Below are 20,487 nucleotides of genomic sequence, written 5' to 3'. Positions count from 1 at the left end.
TAAATAATATTACATGGGAATAGTTTCCTAGGAATATAAATGAATTTATTGTAGATTTGTACCACTAAATCAAAACAAAATTTATGAAAAAGAATAAAATTATTTTTTACGTAGCAACAGGCTTATTAACATTAATAATGTTGTTTTCTGTCAGCATGTATTTTTTTAATCATGATGCAGTAGCGCAAATGTTTACCAATTTTGGGTATCCAAGCTATATTATTTACCCTTATGCAATAGCAAAACTTTTAGGGTTGTTTGCCATTTGGAACCCAAAGTTTAACGTTATTAAAGAATGGGCTTATGCAGGTTTTTTCTTTGCTTTTATATTAGCGTTTTTTGCGCATTATATGATAGGAGATGGAGGGCAAGCAACAGCTTTAGTAGCTTTAGTTTTATTGGTAGTATCTTATATTTTTAACAAAAAAACACAAAACTAGTATGAAAAATATTATAGCATTTGCAGGTAGCAATAGTAAACAATCTATTAATAAACAATTAGCGGTTTATACAGCGAAACAAGTAAAAGATGTAAAAGTAGATATCTTAGATTTAAACGATTTTATTTTACCTCTTTATGGTATAGACCATGAAATAGAGCATGGTATTCCAGATAATGCAAAAGTGTTTTTAGATAAAATAAAAGCTTCAGATGGTATTGTGCTTTCTTTAGCAGAACACAATGGTGCTTATGCAACGGTTTTTAAAAACATTTTAGATTGGATGTCTAGGCTAGATGGAAAATTATGGAGTGAAAAACCAATGTTATTAATGGCAACTTCTCCAGGAGCAAGAGGAGGAGCAACTGTTTTAGATATTGCTTCAGGACGTTTTCCTTATATGGGAGGAAATATTGTTGCTAGTTTTTCATTTCCTTCATTTAATGCAAATTTTTCAGAAGGAAAGGTTACTAATGAAGAATTAAATACGCAATTATTAAACAAAGTACAGGAGTTTCAAAGTAACTTATAATAAGCATCCATTCAATTATTCATAAAAAAATAGCATAAAAAATATGGGAGATTTTTCAAAAGATATTAATTCTACTTTTCCAAATCATAAAGTAAAAGCAATGCTTAACATTATGTATACAGCAAATTGGATTAATAGTTATCAAACGTCATTTTTTAAACCTTTTAAAATTTCATCACAACAGTACAATGTTTTGAGAATATTAAAAGGAGCAGGAGAACCCTTAAAAGTGCAAACTATTAAAGAACGCATGATTGAAAGGTCTCCTAATGCTACGCGTTTAATGGATAAACTTTGTGCTAAGGAGTTGATTGAACGTATTCCTTGTCCTACAGATAGAAGAGTAGTACATATTAAAATTACGAATCAAGGCTTAAAGTTGCTTGAAGATATAGCTAAAGCAGACCGAAAAGATTTACTTGAAAATTTAACCGAAGAAGAAGCTTCTCAATTAAGCAACTTGTTAGATAAAATGAGATAAAGAACAATTAAAATTACAATTAAAATGAAAACAATAATACATAAAGCAGCGAGTAGAGGATTTGCAAATCATGGATGGTTACAAGCAAACCATTCCTTTAGTTTTGCCAGTTTTTTTGATAAAGAGAAAGTGCATTTTGGAGCTTTACGTGTTTTAAACGATGATATTATTGCTCCTAAAATGGGATTTGGTACACATCCTCATGATAATATGGAAATCATTACCATTCCGCTTAAAGGTGTGCTTAAACACAGAGATAATATTGTACATGACCAATGGCAAGAAGTAGTGCCAGGAGAGGTACAAGTTATGTCTGCAGGAACAGGAGTGCAACATTCTGAAATTAATGGCTCTGTAGATGAGCATTTAAGTTTGTTTCAAATTTGGGTGATACCTAATAAACAGAATGTTTCACCAAGATATGATCAAAAACATTTTAATATAAAAGATAGAGATAATAAGCTTCAAACCTTAGTGTCTTCTATAGATGAAGAATTAGAAGGAACGCTAAAAATTCATCAAGATGCATTAATTTCAAGAATTAGTTTAACAAAAGACAATAACTTCAGCTATTCTTTAAAGAGTGAAAATTATGGAGTTTATGTTATGAATATTCATGGCGAATTTGAAATAAATACGGAAATTTTACAAACTAGAGATGCCATTGGTGTCTCAGAAACAGATAGTTTTGAAATAAAACCTAGAGAAGATTCAGAAATACTTTTTATAGAAGTTCCAATGTTAAAAATTTAGCATCCTTTTAGGATGCTTTTTTTATACAAAAAGGCGATATTTGTATTTACTAACTAAAAAATTGAAATAGATAATGGCAATGAATAAAAATACAGTATTAGCTTGGGCAACATGGATTATGATTTTTGTGGGTTTAGCATTAATTGCTTTAGGTGCATTTAGGTATGATGATGTTGCAGGTTGGGGATTTGCTGCTGTAGGAGTTGGTTTTTTTGCAGTCGCTTGGGTTTTTAACGCATTAAAAGGAAGAGTATAATGAGCGACGATAAAAAAGTAATTTTTTCAATGTCTGGTTTAACCAAGACATTTCAAAGTGCACAAACACCAGTATTAAAAAATATATATTTAAGTTTCTTTTATGGAGCTAAAATAGGAATACTTGGTCTTAATGGTTCTGGTAAATCTACCTTGCTTAAAATTATAGCAGGATTAGATAAAAACTATCAAGGAGATGTTGTTTTTTCTCCAGGATACACTGTAGGTTATTTAGAACAAGAACCACAATTAGATGAAGATAAAACGGTTTTAGAAATTGTTAAAGAAGGTGCAGCAGAAACCGTTGCTATTCTTGATGAATACAATAGTATTAATGACCAGTTTGCTTTAGAAGAAGTATATAGCGATGCCGATAAAATGGAAAAGCTAATGAACCGTCAAGCAGTGCTTCAAGATCAAATTGATGCTGCTAATGCATGGGAATTAGATACCAAATTAGAAATTGCAATGGATGCTTTACGTACTCCAGATGGAGACAAAAAAATAAGTGTCCTTTCTGGTGGTGAACGTCGTAGAGTAGCTTTATGTCGTTTACTTTTACAAGAACCAGACGTGTTGTTATTAGATGAGCCTACCAACCACTTAGATGCAGAATCTGTACATTGGTTAGAGCATCATTTAGCACAATATAAAGGTACTGTAATTGCTGTAACGCACGATAGATACTTTTTAGATAATGTTGCTGGTTGGATTTTAGAACTAGATAGAGGTGAAGGAATTCCTTGGAAAGGAAACTACTCTTCTTGGTTAGACCAAAAGTCTAAACGTATGGCACAAGAAAGTAAAACCGCTTCTAAACGTCAAAAAACACTAGAGCGTGAGTTAGATTGGGTACGTCAAGGAGCTAAAGGACGTCAAAGCAAACAAAAAGCACGTTTAAAAAATTACGATAAACTAATGAGTCAAGATCAAAAACAACTTGACGAAAAATTAGAAATCTATATTCCTAATGGACCTCGTTTAGGTACCAACGTTATTGAAGCTGTAGGTGTAAGTAAAGGCTATGAAGATAAGTTGTTATATGAAGATTTAAACTTCAATTTACCACAAGCAGGTATTGTTGGTGTTATTGGTCCTAATGGTGCAGGTAAAACTACTATTTTCCGTATGATTATGGGAGAAGAAACTCCTGATAAAGGAGAGTTTAAAGTAGGGGAAACAGCTAAAATTGCATATGTAGATCAAAAACACGCTAATATAGATCCAGAAAAAACAATTTGGCAAAATTTTAGTGATGAGCAAGAATTGGTAATGATGGGAGGAAAAGAAGTAAATTCTAGAGCATACCTAAGCCGATTTAATTTCTCTGGAGGTGAGCAAAATAAAAAAGTAAAATTACTTTCTGGTGGTGAACGTAACCGTTTACACCTTGCTATGACACTTAAAGAAGAAGGAAACGTATTGCTTTTAGATGAGCCTACCAATGATTTAGATGTAAATACATTACGTGCCTTAGAAGAAGGTTTAGAAAACTTTGCTGGTTGTGCTGTAGTTATTAGTCACGATAGATGGTTTTTAGATAGAATTTGTACACATATCCTTGCTTTTGAAGGAGACTCTCAAGTATATTTCTTTGAAGGTAGTTTTAGTGAATACGAAGAAAATAAAAAGAAACGTCTTGGTGGTGACTTAATGCCAAAACGAATTAAATATAAAAAGCTAGTTAGATAATTAGTTATGTATAAAGAATAAAAAAAACCTGCTAAATGCAGGTTTTTTTATTTATTGTAAAGATGATCTTTGGTTAAAGTATAATTAGGGATTTTAGAAATTTCATCTATTTCCTTAATGTTTTTATCAAAAGTATCTAGTGCTTTTAAAATGCTAGCTTCATGTTCATTAACATAAAGTGTTTTCTTTAGGTTGATGCCTAAAACTAAAATAAAAACAACAAAAAGGGCTGTTAAAATACTTGTTACCATTTAGTTTTCGTTGCTATAAATATGGCTATTTGTAAAATCTTGGTATTCTTGCTTTTCTTCTTTTAATAGTTCATTAGTAGCATTCATTAATCTTTCGTTTTCAGCTTTTAGTTTATAAGATTTTCTTACACCAAGAATTAATAAAACTAAAAAGAAAATAACACTAACAGCTAAAATAGAAACAATACTAAATTGTTCTATAAATATAAAAATACAAGAGGTAAGTAAGGGTATCATAATTATATTAAATAATAGTCTTGAGGCTCATTTAAATCAAATATATAAAAAACATTTAAAGAATGATGTAAGTCTTTAAATTATTAATACCATTGTAGCTGTATTACTTCAATATCCTTATTTTGTTTATTCACTATATTTTTAAACAAAGCAACATCACTAAAACCTTCTGTACCTCTAAAATGATATGGATATACTTGTTTAGGTTTAAACTCTAAAACAGCACTTGCAGCGCTTTCTACAGGCATGGTATAAGGTAAATTCATACAAACAAATGCTTTGTCAATATTTTGTAAAGCACGCATTTCTGGAATATCTTCGGTATCACCAGAAATATAAATACGCTCTTTACCTAGAGTTAGCACATATCCATTACCTCTTCCTTTAGCATGAAATTTTAATGCTTCTTCACGTAAATTGTACATGGGCACTGCTTCAATTAAAATAGTAGCAACTGTTGTTGTTTTTCCATTTTCTAAAATAATATTTTTTAAAGTTTTTAATTCTGGTAGTTTTTCAGCCACAGCTTTGGGCATAACAAGTGTAGCATGACTTAAATCTAGTGCTTGTAAAGTTTCGGTATTTAAATGGTCTCGATGAATGTCTGTAATTAAAACAAGCGTTGGTTTTTTTTGGTCTTTAAAAGCATCAGCACCTCCAACAGGATCAACATAAATAACATTGTTTTCATACTCTAAAACCATTGTTGCATGCTCTATCGGAATAATTTTTAAATCGGTTTTAATCGCTGTTTCTACCTCTTTTTTATCGGTTAATTCTTTATTTGGCTGGCTTTCTTTTTTACAACTAGTAAAAGATAAAAAAGCAATACACAGCAGTGTTGCTATATTTTTCATAAGTTTTTCTTTTTAATTATTAAATTTAATAATGGAAAATGAATTATTTTATAATGTAACAAAATTTTATTTTTATCTACTTATATTTTAAATGATTTCGTTTTTGATACTGATAATTTTTAGCGAAATTGCTTATCCATAGATTGTTCAACTTAAAACACATAATATAATATGTCTGATGATTTTGATTTATTAGAAACAAATTCCAATGAGAAAACAGAAAAGGTAGATGTAAACTGGGGAAAAGCCATAGACCAAATGAAGTCTAAATTGGCGCAAGAAGATGACCCAGAAAGTCGTCAGAAAATATTAAACGCAACATTAGATAATGTTGTTGATATGGCAGAAAAAGACAGAACTACCTTATTAGATGCTATTAAAGACTTAACAGATTATCAAGATGAAGTTGGTATTATGTTTGAAGGTTTTTCTGCTTTAAATCCTGCAGAACAAAAAATTATAGATGATGCTGTTAAGCGTTTAGAACGTGCTAAAGTAGAACTAGAAGACGCAAACGCAAAACCAGATAATTTCTGGAATAACCTTTGGGGAAGAAAAAGCAAAATAAAAAAAGCCGAACAAGAACTTAAAGCGGCACAGAAAGAACGTGATGCTTCAGATAATAAAGCAAAAGCAATGTTTCAACAACGTATTGAAAGTGCAGATGTGCAAACCTTGTTAAACGAACTTTCCTTTAAAAGTCAAGCAGCAATAAAACGCTTAAAAGACAGAGAACTAGAAATTAAAGAAGTTGAAGAAAGTCTTAAAACAGCCATTGTAGAAGCTAGTAATAACCATACAAAAGCATTACAAAAAAAGAAAGAAGTAGAAGAAAAACTAGAAGAGCAATACGCCTTATTAAAACAAGCACGTCAAGCACTTGAAGAGGTTGCAGACAAACAATCTACAGAATACTCAGATGCGCTTTCTCAAGTAACCACCTTAGAGCAAAAGGTAGAAGAATTAGAAGGACTTAAAAACGCATATACTACACTTGCAGCTTCTAAAGATAGCTTTGTGCACAAGCATAATTTAACCATTAAAGTACTAACTTCTTTACGTAGCAACTTGCAAACACATCGTGCAAAACTAAAAAGTGATACCGATGAGCGACTTAAATACTATGATGGTTATGTAGTAGCTTTAAAAGCAAGAACCGATCAAGAATTTGCTGCCATTTTAGAGCATTTAGGAGTAAAAACAGACGAGCATATTGGCGAAACTCTAGCAGCAATGCACACAGCAAGCGCAAAAGCACGTCAAGAAATGATGGACAATATTCCTGTGCATGAAAAAGTAATGCAAGGTGTTTATGGTAGCTATGCCGAAGCTTTACAAGAAATTAGAAACAAAGATAAATCCATACAAAAGAATTTTGCAGAGCGTTACGGAATTGATATGAAAGAGATTTTTGAAGACTACTATGCAGCAGATGCTAACGCGCCTTCAAATGAAAAAAAGGAGCCAACAGAAACGCCAAAACCAGAAGCTAATGAAGACGATTTATTAGGTTAAAATAAGTATAGCGTTACCCTCTTTCGCAAAAAAAAGCTTCAGAGGGTCAGGCTTTCACTACTCGCTCTCTGCGAGGAGCTCAAACAAACCGTTCAATCCTTAACGCAGCATTTGCGTAACCATAAACTAAGAGCCAAAGCAATAAGCTAATAGTAAAAAAATGATAGTAACACCTTTAGATTCCGCAATACTCGACTCCAAAGAGCAATATGTTTTCTATCATGAAATGGTAGACTTTGCTCTAAAAGAACTTTTGGTTGCTGTACAACAAAAACAAATACTAAACCAGCAAGAAATTCTATTGTTTAAACAATACAGTGATTTGTTATTGTATTCTATTGAAGCCATGCGTATAAAATATATGTATGACGACGAAGAAAATATGAAAGTAGATTTAACAGATTCTGGATTTCCAAATTACTTAGAGTTTCGCTATCTGTTTAATGACTTAGAGCTGCGTGAAGAATACTTAGGTAAACTTACAGATGTAGAAACTTTAAAAAAAGAGTTTTTAAATACCTTATTACATAAAAAAGAACCAATATCTAAAAGAAAACTCTTTCAAGCAGCTTCAATAGTATATTATGCTTCCGCAAAAAAAGAATACATTTTCAACCGTTTTGTACAAGGTAAAATTTTAGAAGCACCAGAAAATGCAGTAGCTAAATATATGGTAAGCTGGAGCTTTTATGATGTGTCGCACAACAGACCATTTATATGCTATATGTATTTTGATTATGATGGAAGCAATCCGCAAAAAGAAAAAGACGAAATATATACAACGCTAAAAACCGTTGCAGATAGAGCAATGAATTTAGATACTATGGCTTATGGTATTGATAAACGTTTGTCTAATGTGTTTCCTAAATTAATTAAAAGAATAGATTTAGGACCAATACATAGCGTTTTTGCAAAAGACGAAAATAAAGTAACACACGCTATTCTAGAAGGCATAGCAGGTAAAACCATTCCGTTAAACTCTTACGCAATTTCTTTAAAAATGGATGAGTTACAATCGCAAAGCGAATTTAAAGAAGGTAGTTTTTTTAGCAAGCAAACCTTTCAAAAATGGGATACCGTTTTTAATCAACGCTACGTATTTGCACCACACAGAATCATTCAATTACTGTATAGTAAAACACCAGAAATTATGAATAAGTTGGCCAAAGCACCAATTCAGATTTCAGAATTAAAATAAATTTTAAACCGTTAAATAAAATTAAATGAAACAAGTCTTATTCATTATCGTGCTTTTTATATCTCTTTCTGTTTCCGCTCAAAGCGATCCAACAGAAGTTGTAGAGCAATTTTTTACAGAATTTAAAGAAAAAGGAGCAACAGTAGCAATTGATAATTTATATAAGCCTAATAAATGGATTAGTAAATCGGCAGATGGTATTATTCAACTTAAAAGCCAGTTAGAAGGATTAAATGAAGATTTTGTAGGTAAGTATTATGGTAAAGAACTAATACTAGAGAAAAAATTAGCAGATAGCTTTATTTTAATGAGCTATTTGGTAAAGTATGATAGACAACCAATCCGATTTACATTTCAGTTTTATAAACCAAAGGATATATGGATGATTCATAGCTTTAAGTTTGATGGTAATTTAGATTCAGAAATTGAAGAAGCAGCAAGATTGTATAATTTCAGGTTAAATTAAACACATACTGACCACTGCAAACTGATTACTGATTACTGCTAACTGAAAACCGAATACTGAAAAAATGGAACACAACTCAACTTTCCCAATAAAGCAAAATGAACTAGATATGCTTCGTGATGAGGCAACTTCGTATATAAAATCTGTACAATGGGAGCAAAGCCAACGCGCAAAAAATAAAGAAGATAATGGTAATGAAGAATCGATACTTTTATATCTATCTAGAGCTAATAATGGCAGTAATGTGCATGTTACTTCTATTTCAAAAACCATTTTAGCTTTAAAAAAGCGTTTGTTACCAGAATCTGTAGCGATTCCTATTTTTTTAAATCAAACCTTATATGCAGTACAAGAAGGTATCACTTTAGGTGTTTGGATAAAAGATAGCTTTTATGATGCTTCTGGTTTATCTACTTTAATTGAAAACAAATCGGTTTTAGATACTAGCGGAAAGCGAGAATACGAAAGTAAAATGCATACAGCAACAGCTTATTTTCTGTTTGCCACAGCTTATAAAATTTTATATGATTTAAAAGCGCATGCTTCCGATGATTTATCGGTTATGAAACAAAAATTTGCTGGTATTCCTGAGGTGTCTTTACTTTCTCCTTTAAAAGGAATTTCTTGCCAACTGTTTTATTATGATAAGTATTTAGCTCATCCAGATATTATAAAATCAGATAAAGACGTAATTGATTTTACTGTAGTTTATTTTGAAGCCTTAATAGATGAAATTCAACTACGTAAAAGTAGTTTAGAGTATACCGAAACTATTTTAGATAGAACCTATAAACTTGAAAAAAGTGATTTTGCAGTTTCTGGTTGGGACAATGTGTTTCAAGGTACAGCAAAGAGTAAAGCATTTAATAAAATTAAGTTTGAACAAATTGTAGGTAATAGAGATGCAAAACACTTTGCAAGACGTTTAACAGAGCGTATGCTGAGTTATGATTTTGAAGCAAAGAAAAATCCGTTTCAAGAACTTGGTGGTTTTATGCCTGTGTTTATGGGTTATGGTATTCCAGGAACCGGAAAAAGTATGCTTATAGCTGCTATTGCAACACGATTAAAAGAACATTGTGACCATTTAGATATTCCGTTTTTGTTTCACCCAATGCCAGACACTTTAATTAGTACTTTTCAAGGAGGTTCTGCAGAAAAAATGGTAGCGTGGATGAAACCTTTACAAGATCCTAGCAAACTAATATTTGCTCCAATTGATGATGCCGAAAATAATTTGCAAGAACGTACTACACAAGGGGTTTCTGCAGGAGTTAAAGAAGTAATTGGTGTGTTTTTACGTTATACAGAAGGAGCTTATGCAGTAAATTATGGTAATAGCTCTATAGGTTTATTTACCAATCTTCCAGAAATGCTAGATAAGGCTGTTATTTCACGTGTACAAGGACGTTTTAAAATTGATGGAGCAAGAACAGAACATGATTTTTTAGATCAAGATCATCTGTGGTGGCGAAAATTAGATACCACTATGCCTGATTTTGTTAATATGCAAGGTCCTGAAAATTATAGCTATTTACAAGATCAAGGTTTGGCAAAAAATATGGGAGAAATTTTAAATGTTTCTAATAAACCTACAGAAGAACGTGTTTTACAAGCCTATGATAAAGTAGAAAAGCATTTTAGTACGAATAATCATTTGTTTTATGCTAATTTATATATGGAGATTCAAAAAATATTTCCATTCTTCTCTTCTCGTGATGTACGTAATATTCAAAGCGCAATATCGCTTCGTTTAACCGATTTTGATTTAGAAGAAGATTGGTTTGATAATCCAGAAATCTATTTTAAAAAAGATTACGATACCAAGTTTAATATGCTTCAGGAATTAATGCGTGCCAATATGAAAGGCTTAGATTTTTCAGAAATAAGAAGACAAGAAGTGGTTCGTTATTTAGATAACGTAGCAACTATTGCAGATACAGACTTTAAACGTAAAGTAGATGCTAGAGTAAACCAAATGCATATAGACTTAAAGGCTAGAGAAACTTTTGGTAATTAAACACACGTATTAGCATGCTGCTTTCCTTTTATTTTAAGAGGAAAATAAATGCTTGTTTTTTCAAAAAAAAACTAGAAGAAAAAAGACAAAAACTAAAATATCGCTTTCGCGAAAACATAATGAATAAACTTAAAAACATACAAAACAAAGTACTCTCTAATGAGTGGGCAACATTAAACAGAATTGATTATGATTTTCAATTTAATGATGGAAGCTGGAAACGCATCTCTAGAGAGAGTTATGATAGAGGTGATGGAGCCTGTGTTTTATTATATAACAAAGAAAAAAGTACTATTATTTTAACCAAACAATTCCGAATGCCTGCCTATGCAAATAACAAAAATGATGGTATGTCTATTGAAGTTTGCGCAGGAGCAATAGATAATAACGAAGCACCAGAAGTTTGTATTATAAGAGAGGTAGAAGAAGAAGTAGGTTATAAAATACCTAAAGCAACAAAAGTATTAGAAGCGTATACTTCTCCAGGAGCAGTAACCGAAAAAATGTTTTTGTTTGTGGCAGAATATACAGATGCTATGCAAGTAAATGAAGGAGGTGGTTTAGCAAGTGAAAACGAAGAAATTGAAGTGATAGAGGTTTCTTTTGCTGAAGCTATAGAAATGATGAACAATCAAACCATTATGGATGCAAAAACCATCATGCTATTGCAATACGCACAAATAAATAATTTGTTCATTCCTGCGTAGGCATGATTTATATAAATAAAAGGATAAAAGAGGCAAGAGTACAGTTGCAGTTTATATGTAGTGAAACCAAAACAAAATGCAAAAATTAAAAGATGCTAACTTATACCAAAGCGAACTAATTCCTATAAGCGGAAAATTAGTAGAACGTTACAACAAATGTCTAGTTAAACTAGGTTTTGATGCTACAACGCTTACCAGTTTTTCTATTGATGGTATTGGTTGGAGTCCAGAAATAGCAGCAGAAAAAAAGAATATGCATTACCTAAATCATGGTGATGCAAATCCGCACGGAATTATCATTACTCCATTACAAAAGGGAAAACCAGTATATATACCATACCACTCTTTTGATCGTGAAATGATGAAACTTATTTTTAATACCTATGAAGCAAAAATTAATGATATTACTAGAGATTGCGCTATTTGTTTAGACTTTAATCAGCATATTGATGCATTTTATGAACCTTTAGATGTACTTAAATACAATACCATTTCTATTCATTTTCATCTAATTAATAACTTGTATAATGTACAAAAAGAGCAGTTTCAGTTAATAGAAAAATTTAATAGAGCTAATAATTTTATAGACGAAACACTACAACAGCAATTATTACAGTCTGCCAAAACCTATGGTGATTTACGTAATAGAGATTTAGAATTACCAGCATTAGAGTTTAAAACAAGTTCCTTTTATACAAGAGCACTTGGTGGTATATTTGTATTGAGAGATTTTATTAGTGAAATTGTGGTTTTTGAAGATATAAACACCTACAAACAAGCAATAAAAGACACTATTCATGAAGTAATTATTTTTCATATTGAGCAACCTGAGCTTATGGAGAAATTACGAGACCACGTAATTGCAGAGTGTACACTAGAAAAAGTTGTTAATACACCACAATACAGTCGCGTAAAAAAGAGGATGCTGTTTCAAGAACTAAAAGAAACAAAGCATCCTATAAAAGATATTTTAGACGATAGTGTTTTGTTTAGAAGATATTTAAATACCATAGATGCAGCAGCTTTAAAACGCGTAAATGGAGTAGAAATTTATTTAGAAAGATTAGAGCGTAGTAATGCCTTTAAAATTCATGATTTAGTAGATCAAAAGTTTTATGATGCATTGCACAAACCACATTCTTCATTAAATGCAAAACATCAAGATTTAATCTGGAAACTACTAATTAAAGTTTCGCCTAAAGATGTTTTGTTCTTGTATTGGTATGATAAAGAAGCATTTTATAATACCTATACTACATGGAGTGACTCTATGAAAGATTGGGTAATTGCAACTATTAGTAACAATATCTAAAGAAATTAGACTAATTTTATAGAAGTCTTTATAAAACTAAAAATCATGACACTAGAATTAATAGTATTTATCGCTTCCATTTTATTTGGTATTCTTTTGTATTGGAGAGAATCACAAGGTAATGGTGCTTATCGGTTTTTTAATAAACTTTTAAACTCTAAAGAGTTGCAAATGAAACCTACAGATAAAAAAGGCTTTGTATACCAGCAATCTTTATTATTTCGTATTGTATTTATAACCTTTTTGTTTTTAATAGGTATTGTAATTACGCGGTTTTTAGTACCTATAGGTCTAGCAACTATTTCTTTGTTTTCGTCTATGATTATTGGGACTTTAATAGGAACTTATGTTGCAAATGTAGTGTTTAAATCTAGTGAAGTAATTGATGAAAAAAGCGAATCTATTGAAGATGCTTTTCAAGAAACCATAGAAAAAGGAAAAGATTTTATTGAAGATTTAAAAGATAAAGGAGAAAAGTCTTTTGATGAAGTAGAAAATAAGGTAGATGAGGTAAAAAAAGATCTAAAAAAGGAAACCAAAAGCGCAAGAGAGCGTTTAAAAGATAAAGGGTTGATGTAACAACTTTCTGACTTAGCAGGAAATAGCATCCATATTAAATTAAACTTTAAAAATAAGATTCCCATTTTCATGGGAAAGAAAAAATAAATTTTCAATGATTAAAAACTACTGGAAAAAAGGAGCAAAGCAAAAAACAAGAGTGATAGTACTTGCGTTAATATTGCTTATTACATTAATTGTTTTACGTGACGATTATCAGCCTGCTTTACTATTTTTTAGAAAATACATTTTTATAATTCTATTATGTGCAATGGTACTATTTTTAGGATTACGAAAGTTTAGAAGCTCTGTAACTGGAAGTAAAAAAATAGGAACCTTAATAGTGATGATCGTGTTTTTTGGAATACTATATCTTGTAGGATGGCATTTTAAAATGTATGATTATATGAAAACGTACAACGTTTTTAAAAATCTAAATAAAATACAAATTAATGAGTTGCCATTAACACAAAATGAGCGTATTCAACCATTACGAAACATTTACTCGATGGCAAATGAGAGTGTAGGTGAAACCAAAGATGTTTCCTTACCACATTTAGTACGAGTAGATGGATTAAATAAATGGACTATGGCAATACAGCCAACCGAAAAATACGTTTGGCAAGGTATGAGTGATAATACCGAAGAGGTATTTGCAGTATCTAGCACAACACCATTTCCGCGTTTTTCTAGTGAAAACCGTATTGCTGTAACCTTTTCTATTGGTGAATCTTTAAAATTTAGTAGAAATACATACAATGCAGTAGTGCAGCGTTTTAATCCTTGGATGCTTTTTAATTTTGAGCCAAGTGATACTTTTTATATGAAAAACGATGCAGGAGAATGGGTAGAAGTTGTAAGCTTAATTAAATGGAAAGGCTTTTTGTTTCCGTATCCAACCTTTGGAGGTGTAATGGTTGTAGAAAGTGGTGAACATGATTTTAACGATTATATCGAGCGTATTTTAATAGGTAAAGGAACTTATATTTCTCCAGAAGAAATGAAGAATTATCCGTATTTAACCAAACAAAATACCTTAGCAGAAAAAGTATCTCGTTTACAAGCAGAGTCTTTAAAATTTCTTGGCGGATTTAGTGATCCGTTACCTTGGAATATGGAAACAGCAGTTAAAATTCCAGACTTACCAAATGATCAAAACCAACAACCTTTTGTAACCGATTTTGATTTTTCAGATACTAAAATAAGTGCATATAGTGGTTTGTATCATTGGTTTGGTTTAGAACCAGTAGGAGATGAGCGTACCAGTTTAACCTATAGTGTGTTTGTACCTGCAGATGGTACAGACGCTTTGTATTACTATGATCATGCAGCAAAAAAACAAGGATATGCAGGAGTTTCTGCTATGCCTTTAAAAGTTATAGAGTCAAGAAAAGAATATGATTGGTCTGTAAATAAACCTGTAGAATTTAGACCATATATAAAAGATGTTGCAGGCAGAAAACGTATGTTTTTTCTAGGAACCGTTTCTGCTGTTCGTGATGAAAGTTCACAATTTGATGGTTCTGCAACACCAGATTTAGCACTAATTGATAGTGAATATAGAGATGTTGTTTGGATTGATGCAAAACACCCAAGTCAATGGGAAAAAACAGTGTACGACCAGTTAAACGAAGCTTGGAGAGCAAGTGAAGGTATAGGTTACTATTTTGTAGACGAAACAAAAACTGTAGAAACAGCACAAAAGATTTTAGACTCTATAAAAGCAATTCCTGTTGTAGATAAAGAAGCATTGCAAATAGAAAAGTTACAACGTCAAATAGATTCTATTAAAGCATTGAAAGAAACGGTAAAAAAAGAGGCTGTAAAAGAAGTAATTGTAAAAGAAAAAGAGATAAAAGAGGATATTTTAAACGAAGAAGAAGAATAGTAGTTCTACTTTGTTAAAATATCTGTGTTTAATAAAAAAATGGTTTAAATTAAACAGTTAGCCAATTGTTTCTTTACTTGCACCAATTATTTTGTATTTACCCACTATATGACAACATTCAACTTTAATGAAAAATAAAACAATACGAATAGCTTTATCAAGCGTTTTAATCTATCTGATTTTTAAAAAATTATATAACGTATTGACCCAGTTGCTTCTTTGGTTGAATGTGGAGTTGAGAATTGAAAATGAATATGTTCTTTTTACATTGAATATTATTATAGGAATTTTATCACTCTTGATTTTGATTTTTTTATATAATCAATATTTAAAAAAGGATATACCTAAAAACAAAACAATATATTTTCTATTATTTACAACATTTATTCTCACAATTGTAATAGCTGCAATTAATTATATTTATGGATTTTATCTAGCAAATATTGACTTAGATGATTTTAGAACGACCTATTTATTCCAATTTGGTTGGTCAAAAGGATTAGATATAATTTTTCCTGTTTTCGGACTGATATATTTTTTTAGAAAATTATTAACTGAAAAAAATACAATGGTTTAAATCATGTATAATAAAACACTAAATTGGTTACTTAACCACACCACCTACACAAACCCATTAGCTACATTTGATAAAAACAAATAATGAAAACATTAAAAGAACAAACAGATGCTAAAATAGCAGCAGGAAGACAAGCAAAACCAGACTTCATGAAAGGTGTTGACGCTATTATTGAAGAGGCAAAAGCATTTCAACTAGGCGCTAATGCAATAAAAGTAAAGGAAAAAGCTCCAGATTTTGAGCTTCCTAATGCAGATGGTAAATCAATATCTTTACATAGCTTATTAGTTAAAGGTCCTGTTGTAGTTGCTTTTTATAGAGGTAGTTGGTGTCCATATTGTAATTTACAGCTTAGAGCCTTGCAAGCTAAATTAAAGGATATTCATGCGTTAGGTGCTACCTTAGTAGCAATTAGTCCTGAGGTTCCTGATGGATCTATGACAAAAAATGAAATTAGTAAAATGGAGTTTGTTGTATTGTCTGATCAAGATGCAAAAGTAGCAACGCAATATGGTGTTTCTTGGGAAGTACCAGAATTTTTAATGGAGCATATGCGTGTAGATCGTAATTTAGATCTAGAAACAATAAATAATGGCAATAAAAATATTTTACCCATTCCAGCAACCTTTGTTTTAGGTACAGATGGCGTGGTAAAATGGAGCTATGTTAATGTAGATTATAGAACACGTTCAGAACCAGATGAGGTTATTCAGGCATTAAAAACCCTGTTTTAAAGGTTTAGTTGTTTGAAATCCCCTTTTTTTAAGAATGCATGATAGTTTAGGTTTTGTATAATAGATAGTTACCCAATATTTAAAAAACTAAGATGAAAAACAGCTTTAAAATATTACTTCTCTTTTTATTAGTTACATCTTGCAAAATTGAAGACCGATATTATGATTTGAGTCAGGAAGGTAAAGAGTTCTTAGCATATGAAGCAGGTGATACTTTTCAACTCAAAAACATAGAAACTAATGAAATTATATCTTTTTCTGTAGAATCGAAAAGTATAGAATATGTTGAAGATGGTCCTAATGAGTCGTCATTTATATTTGTATCTTATTCAGAAGAACTTATAGAAATTGGAAGAATTTTGTTTACCGATAATTCAAATTGCTATAAAGGTGAGATTAAAGTAAAAGCAGATAGAGATAATGGCTTTGAATTTACAGCTTACCTTTATGATTGTTTTGGAGATGACTTCTATTATTTTCAAAACGAATTTATGGATACAACTAATGTAGAAGGAGTTGAATATTCAAATGCATATTTACTCAGAAATTATCCGAAAACTCTTTACTATTCCAAAGAAAAAGGAATTTTAAAAATTGTTGATTTCGATGATAACACATTGTTTGGTCTTATAGAATAAAAACGTTGGGTAACAGCGTATAAAAAAAGTTGCTAGTTTTACCTAAACCAAATTTAGTTACTCGTTTGCTAACTTCTAATTTTCCTTCGGAAAATCCTCGCATACAAATACGTACTTTTCATATACAGAACCGTTATAAAATTAGCTGTTAACTAAACCTTTTATTTAATTCAGCAACCACATTTTCAATCTTATTATTCTTTTCTATCTTATCTAAAAATACAGGAGGTGCTTTTCTTTCTTTACAGTTTTTAATAGCACAACGCTCACAAGTGACAGCAACATCTTTAGATATAATTTTTTTATTTTCAGCAAATTGTAATTTTTTTAGTAACTGTTTGTTTATTAATAAGCCTATGCTAATGCTTCTGTAATGGTTTTCTCTAAAAGGATCTTTAGTAGCTGATGTTAGTAGCAAATATTTCATATTATCACTTGGGTAATTAGAAATTTGCATATCAAAAACATGCTCTTTGTTATTGCTACTTATTTCTTTTAATACATTTAATGAAACCCAACGTCTGCAATAATGCTCATTGGTTTCATTGGCACGAGGCGAGTGTTGGTGTGAGAGATGTAATTCTTTTTTAAGGTGGTATTTTTCGCTACCTGCTTTATGCGTAAATCGCAAAAAGAATAAATTCTGAATATTAAATTCTTTAGGTAAAATATTGGTTAATCGTTGGTAAAAAGATTCTGGTGATGCATTAAAGCATTCCATAGTTTTTAAAAACAGAGAAGCATCAAAAGTCTTTTTTTCAAAAATTGCTTGTAGCTTTTTGGTAATTAATGCCTTTGGTAAAATTAATGCTCCAGCAAAATACGAAGCATAAAAATTATTTAATACCTGATCAAAATTTTCAAATTTAATCCAAGAAAAAGTATATAATCGGTCTTCTAATTTTAAATAATTATAAGCCAATTCTTTCGCATAAATAAAGGTGCGTTGTGCATCATCAACCTCACTAGCTAATAGTAAAGTTTTGTTTTTAGGTATAAATACAGAACGTAAATTGTCTAAACTTTTATGTTTATCTAACTCGTTATCATGTATGGTGTAGTTAAACTCTTCCACTAAAATTTCTTCAAGTTCTTTTGAGGTTATTGGTTTATTTAAATCTACTTGATAAGCTTTTGAAAAAGCAAGAACACTTGCTTCTAAATCATCAAAATAATTATTATTTGCCTCTTGATAAGAACGTAAAGAAGCCAAGTAAAAACTCTCTTTGCTAAAGTTATAGTATTGTGCAATTTCAATAATAGTACTTATAAATGCATTTACTTTAGCTGGAGCATTTGCTACAATTTCTATTAAGGTGCTTTCCTTAATACCAAACACTTCTAAAGGTATTTCTTTTAAAATTTTAGACTGCAAAATTTCTCCAATAGGAGCTAGGTTTTTGTCTAATTTTAAAGATACCATATGGTCATAAGGTATGTCTAGTTTTTCAGATAGTATAGCAATCTTATCTGGTTTAGGGTATTTTTTTCCTTTTTCAATTTCGTTTAAATACGATTTTGATAAACCAGAAAGTTTAGATAAACCAAAAAGGGATAAATTCTTATCTGTACGTATTTGCTTGAGTTTCAAGCCAAATATGAGTTTTATATATTCTTCTTCCATAATTATAAAAACAAAGATACGAAATTTGCGAATACTGTAAAAATAGCGTAAAAATAAAATTTAGCGAACGTTCGCTTGTTTTTTAAAAAAGTTTGTTTTACTATTGTAGTGTAAAATTATAACATCATGGACAACACACTTTTAAAACAAACGAAATTTGAATTCGCAAAAGAGGTTAAAAATTATTATCCAGAAATTTTAACAGATAATGCTTTACAGTTTTTAACTGCTTTACATGAAAAATTTAACGCTAAGCGATTAGAGTTACTTAGCAGAAGAGAACAGGAGCAAGTCGTTTTTGATGCAGGAAAATTTCCAGAGTTTCCTAGAGAAACAAAAAATATTAGAGAAGGAGATTGGACTGCAGGAAGAATTCCTCTGGATATGCAAGACAGACGTGTAGAAATAACAGGTCCTGTAGATAGAAAAATGATTATTAATGCCTTAAACTCTGGAGCTAAAACGTTTATGGCAGATTTAGAAGATAGTAATGCTCCTACCTGGAAAAACAGTATTGTAGGTCAGCAAAACTTAATCGATGCTAATACTAAAACCATTTCTTTATATGATTCTAAAAAAGATAAATCATACCAACTAAACCATAAAACAGCAGTTTTACTTGTAAGACCTAGAGGTTTACATTTAAACGAAAGACATATTCTTATTAATAATGAAGAAACTTCTGGTAGTTTAGTAGATTTTGGTTTGTATGTTTTTCATAATACAAAAACATTACTTGAAAATGGTACAGCTCCATATTTTTACCTTCCAAAACTAGAACACTATTTAGAAGCACGTTGGTGGAATGAGGTATTTGTCTTTGCGCAAGAATATTTAAACGTACCACAAGGTACTTTTAAAGCAACCGTTTTAGTAGAAACTATTACTGCTAGCTTTCAGTTAGACGAAATTATCTATGAGCTTAAAGAACATATTGTTGGTTTAAATTGTGGTCGCTGGGATTATATTTTCTCTTACATTAAAAAGTTTAGAAACCATTCCGGTTTTATGGTTCCTAATCGCGATCAAGTAACCATGACGTCTCCTTTTATGGATGCATATTCTAAACTTGTAATACAACGTTGTCACAAAAGAGGAATTCTTGCTATTGGTGGAATGGCAGCTCAAATTCCTATTAAAAATAATGAAGAAGCTAATGCTGCAGCTTTAGAAAAAGTACGTAAAGATAAAGAGCGTGAAGTTATAAATGGTCATGATGGTACTTGGGTTGCGCATCCAGATTTAGTTGCTGTGGCAATGGATGAGTTTAACAAACATATGCCAACACCAAATCAATTACATGTGTTAAGAGAAGATGTACATATTACAGCGCAAGATTTGGTTGAAATGCCAAAAGGAACGATAACAGAAGCTGGCATTAGAAAAAATATAAACGTTGGTATTTTGTATACAGAAGCTTGGCTAAGAGGTCATGGTGCTGTAGCGCTTTATAATTTAATGGAAGATGCTGCAACAGCAGAAATATCTAGAACACAAGTGTGGCAATGGCTTAAAAATGAAGTAAAACTTGAAGACGGAAGAGTCTTTACTAAAGATTTGTTTGCTAGTATTTTTGATAGCGAAGTAGAAAAAATACTTGCTATGATAGGTAAAGATAAAATAGAAAATACCAAGTTTGAATTAGCAATAAATTTATTTGAAAAACTAGTAACACAAGATGCTTTTCAAGAGTTTTTAACCCTTCCAGCATACCAATACATTTAAAAAAAAATGTCTCGCAACTACTGCAAT

Annotated in this window: 22 protein-coding genes; 18 read left to right on the top strand and 4 right to left on the bottom strand. The window is 30.9% G+C overall.

Going from position 1 to position 20,487, the window contains the following annotated elements:
- The first annotated feature begins 83 nt into the window (after positions 1–83).
- From ACFSSB_RS05060 to ettA, 6 genes are all read left to right on the top strand, one after another.
- Positions 84–440 (top strand): DoxX family protein, encoded by a 357-nt coding sequence (locus ACFSSB_RS05060; protein ID WP_379901646.1) that lies wholly within the window; start codon positions 84–86, stop codon positions 438–440.
- Between the two features lies 1 nt (position 441).
- Positions 442–972 carry an NADPH-dependent FMN reductase gene (locus tag ACFSSB_RS05055; protein ID WP_379901644.1) on the top strand — a complete coding sequence of 177 codons (531 nt, stop codon included), beginning with the start codon at positions 442–444 and terminating at the stop codon, positions 970–972.
- Between the two features lie 43 nt (positions 973–1,015).
- Positions 1,016–1,453, top strand: a complete 438-nt coding sequence (locus tag ACFSSB_RS05050; RefSeq protein WP_379901642.1) for a MarR family winged helix-turn-helix transcriptional regulator — start codon at positions 1,016–1,018, stop codon at positions 1,451–1,453.
- A 24-nt stretch (positions 1,454–1,477) separates the two neighbouring features.
- On the top strand, positions 1,478–2,206 hold the full coding sequence (locus ACFSSB_RS05045) for a pirin family protein (RefSeq protein ID WP_379901640.1): 729 nt from the start codon (positions 1,478–1,480) through the stop codon (positions 2,204–2,206).
- A 73-nt stretch (positions 2,207–2,279) separates the two neighbouring features.
- The gene (locus tag ACFSSB_RS05040; RefSeq protein ID WP_379901638.1) at positions 2,280–2,462 is read left to right on the top strand and encodes a CAL67264 family membrane protein; all 183 of its coding nucleotides are present in this window, start codon (positions 2,280–2,282) and stop codon (positions 2,460–2,462) included.
- On the top strand, positions 2,462–4,153 hold the full coding sequence (ettA, locus tag ACFSSB_RS05035; RefSeq protein ID WP_379901636.1) for an energy-dependent translational throttle protein EttA: 1,692 nt from the start codon (positions 2,462–2,464) through the stop codon (positions 4,151–4,153). Before ACFSSB_RS05040 ends, ettA begins: the two co-directional genes overlap by 1 nt.
- A 47-nt stretch (positions 4,154–4,200) precedes the next feature.
- Here ettA and ACFSSB_RS05030 read toward each other — a convergent pair whose 3' ends face one another.
- The 3 genes from ACFSSB_RS05030 to ACFSSB_RS05020 form a co-directional block, all read right to left on the bottom strand.
- Positions 4,201–4,404, bottom strand: coding sequence for a hypothetical protein (locus ACFSSB_RS05030; protein WP_379901634.1), 204 nt, complete (start codon positions 4,402–4,404; stop codon positions 4,201–4,203).
- Positions 4,405–4,641: a hypothetical protein gene (locus ACFSSB_RS05025; RefSeq protein ID WP_379901632.1), complete on the bottom strand. Its 237-nt coding sequence runs from the start codon at positions 4,639–4,641 to the stop codon at positions 4,405–4,407.
- An 83-nt stretch (positions 4,642–4,724) separates the two neighbouring features.
- Complete coding sequence (locus ACFSSB_RS05020; protein ID WP_379901630.1) at positions 4,725–5,498, bottom strand: MBL fold metallo-hydrolase; 774 nt, start codon at positions 5,496–5,498, stop codon at positions 4,725–4,727.
- Between the two features lie 171 nt (positions 5,499–5,669).
- Here ACFSSB_RS05020 and ACFSSB_RS05015 point away from each other — a divergent pair, with 171 nt between their 5' ends.
- The 11 genes from ACFSSB_RS05015 to ACFSSB_RS04965 all read left to right on the top strand — a co-directional run bounded on the left by ACFSSB_RS05015 (position 5,670) and on the right by ACFSSB_RS04965 (position 17,111).
- The gene (locus ACFSSB_RS05015; protein ID WP_379901628.1) at positions 5,670–7,013 is read left to right on the top strand and encodes a microtubule-binding protein; all 1,344 of its coding nucleotides are present in this window, start codon (positions 5,670–5,672) and stop codon (positions 7,011–7,013) included.
- A gap of 160 nt (positions 7,014–7,173) precedes the next feature.
- Complete coding sequence (locus ACFSSB_RS05010; protein ID WP_379901626.1) at positions 7,174–8,211, top strand: hypothetical protein; 1,038 nt, start codon at positions 7,174–7,176, stop codon at positions 8,209–8,211.
- A 25-nt stretch (positions 8,212–8,236) separates the two neighbouring features.
- On the top strand, positions 8,237–8,677 hold the full coding sequence (locus ACFSSB_RS05005) for a hypothetical protein (protein ID WP_379901624.1): 441 nt from the start codon (positions 8,237–8,239) through the stop codon (positions 8,675–8,677).
- Positions 8,678–8,741: 64 nt separating this feature from the next.
- Entirely contained in the window at positions 8,742–10,697 is a 1,956-nt protein-coding gene (locus tag ACFSSB_RS05000; protein WP_379901622.1) for an AAA family ATPase, read from the top strand.
- A 119-nt stretch (positions 10,698–10,816) separates the two neighbouring features.
- On the top strand, positions 10,817–11,404 hold the full coding sequence (locus ACFSSB_RS04995) for an NUDIX domain-containing protein (RefSeq protein WP_379901620.1): 588 nt from the start codon (positions 10,817–10,819) through the stop codon (positions 11,402–11,404).
- 76 nt (positions 11,405–11,480) lie between these two features.
- Positions 11,481–12,716, top strand: coding sequence for a DUF6638 family protein (locus tag ACFSSB_RS04990; RefSeq protein ID WP_379901618.1), 1,236 nt, complete (start codon positions 11,481–11,483; stop codon positions 12,714–12,716).
- A 45-nt stretch (positions 12,717–12,761) separates the two neighbouring features.
- The gene (locus ACFSSB_RS04985; protein ID WP_379901616.1) at positions 12,762–13,295 is read left to right on the top strand and encodes a hypothetical protein; all 534 of its coding nucleotides are present in this window, start codon (positions 12,762–12,764) and stop codon (positions 13,293–13,295) included.
- A gap of 94 nt (positions 13,296–13,389) precedes the next feature.
- The gene (locus tag ACFSSB_RS04980) at positions 13,390–15,162 is read left to right on the top strand and encodes a hypothetical protein (RefSeq protein ID WP_379901614.1); all 1,773 of its coding nucleotides are present in this window, start codon (positions 13,390–13,392) and stop codon (positions 15,160–15,162) included.
- A gap of 127 nt (positions 15,163–15,289) precedes the next feature.
- Positions 15,290–15,739 (top strand): hypothetical protein, encoded by a 450-nt coding sequence (locus ACFSSB_RS04975; protein ID WP_379901612.1) that lies wholly within the window; start codon positions 15,290–15,292, stop codon positions 15,737–15,739.
- A gap of 83 nt (positions 15,740–15,822) precedes the next feature.
- Positions 15,823–16,473, top strand: a complete 651-nt coding sequence (locus ACFSSB_RS04970) for a peroxiredoxin-like family protein (RefSeq protein WP_379901610.1) — start codon at positions 15,823–15,825, stop codon at positions 16,471–16,473.
- Positions 16,474–16,565: 92 nt separating this feature from the next.
- Positions 16,566–17,111: a hypothetical protein gene (locus tag ACFSSB_RS04965; protein WP_379901608.1), complete on the top strand. Its 546-nt coding sequence runs from the start codon at positions 16,566–16,568 to the stop codon at positions 17,109–17,111.
- A gap of 148 nt (positions 17,112–17,259) precedes the next feature.
- Here ACFSSB_RS04965 and ACFSSB_RS04960 read toward each other — a convergent pair whose 3' ends face one another.
- Positions 17,260–18,735 carry a helix-turn-helix domain-containing protein gene (locus tag ACFSSB_RS04960; protein ID WP_379901606.1) on the bottom strand — a complete coding sequence of 492 codons (1,476 nt, stop codon included), beginning with the start codon at positions 18,733–18,735 and terminating at the stop codon, positions 17,260–17,262.
- A gap of 126 nt (positions 18,736–18,861) precedes the next feature.
- Between ACFSSB_RS04960 and aceB the strand changes: the two genes are divergently transcribed.
- A complete protein-coding gene (gene aceB / locus ACFSSB_RS04955; protein WP_379901604.1) occupies positions 18,862–20,460 on the top strand; it encodes a malate synthase A in 1,599 nt (532 codons plus the stop codon).
- The last annotated feature ends 27 nt before the right edge of the window (positions 20,461–20,487 follow it).

Origin of the sequence: Lacinutrix gracilariae (assembly GCF_042684485.1) — a bacterium.
Lineage (GTDB): Bacteria > Bacteroidota > Bacteroidia > Flavobacteriales > Flavobacteriaceae > Oceanihabitans > Oceanihabitans gracilariae.
This window is presented reverse-complemented; position numbering and strand designations above follow the sequence as displayed.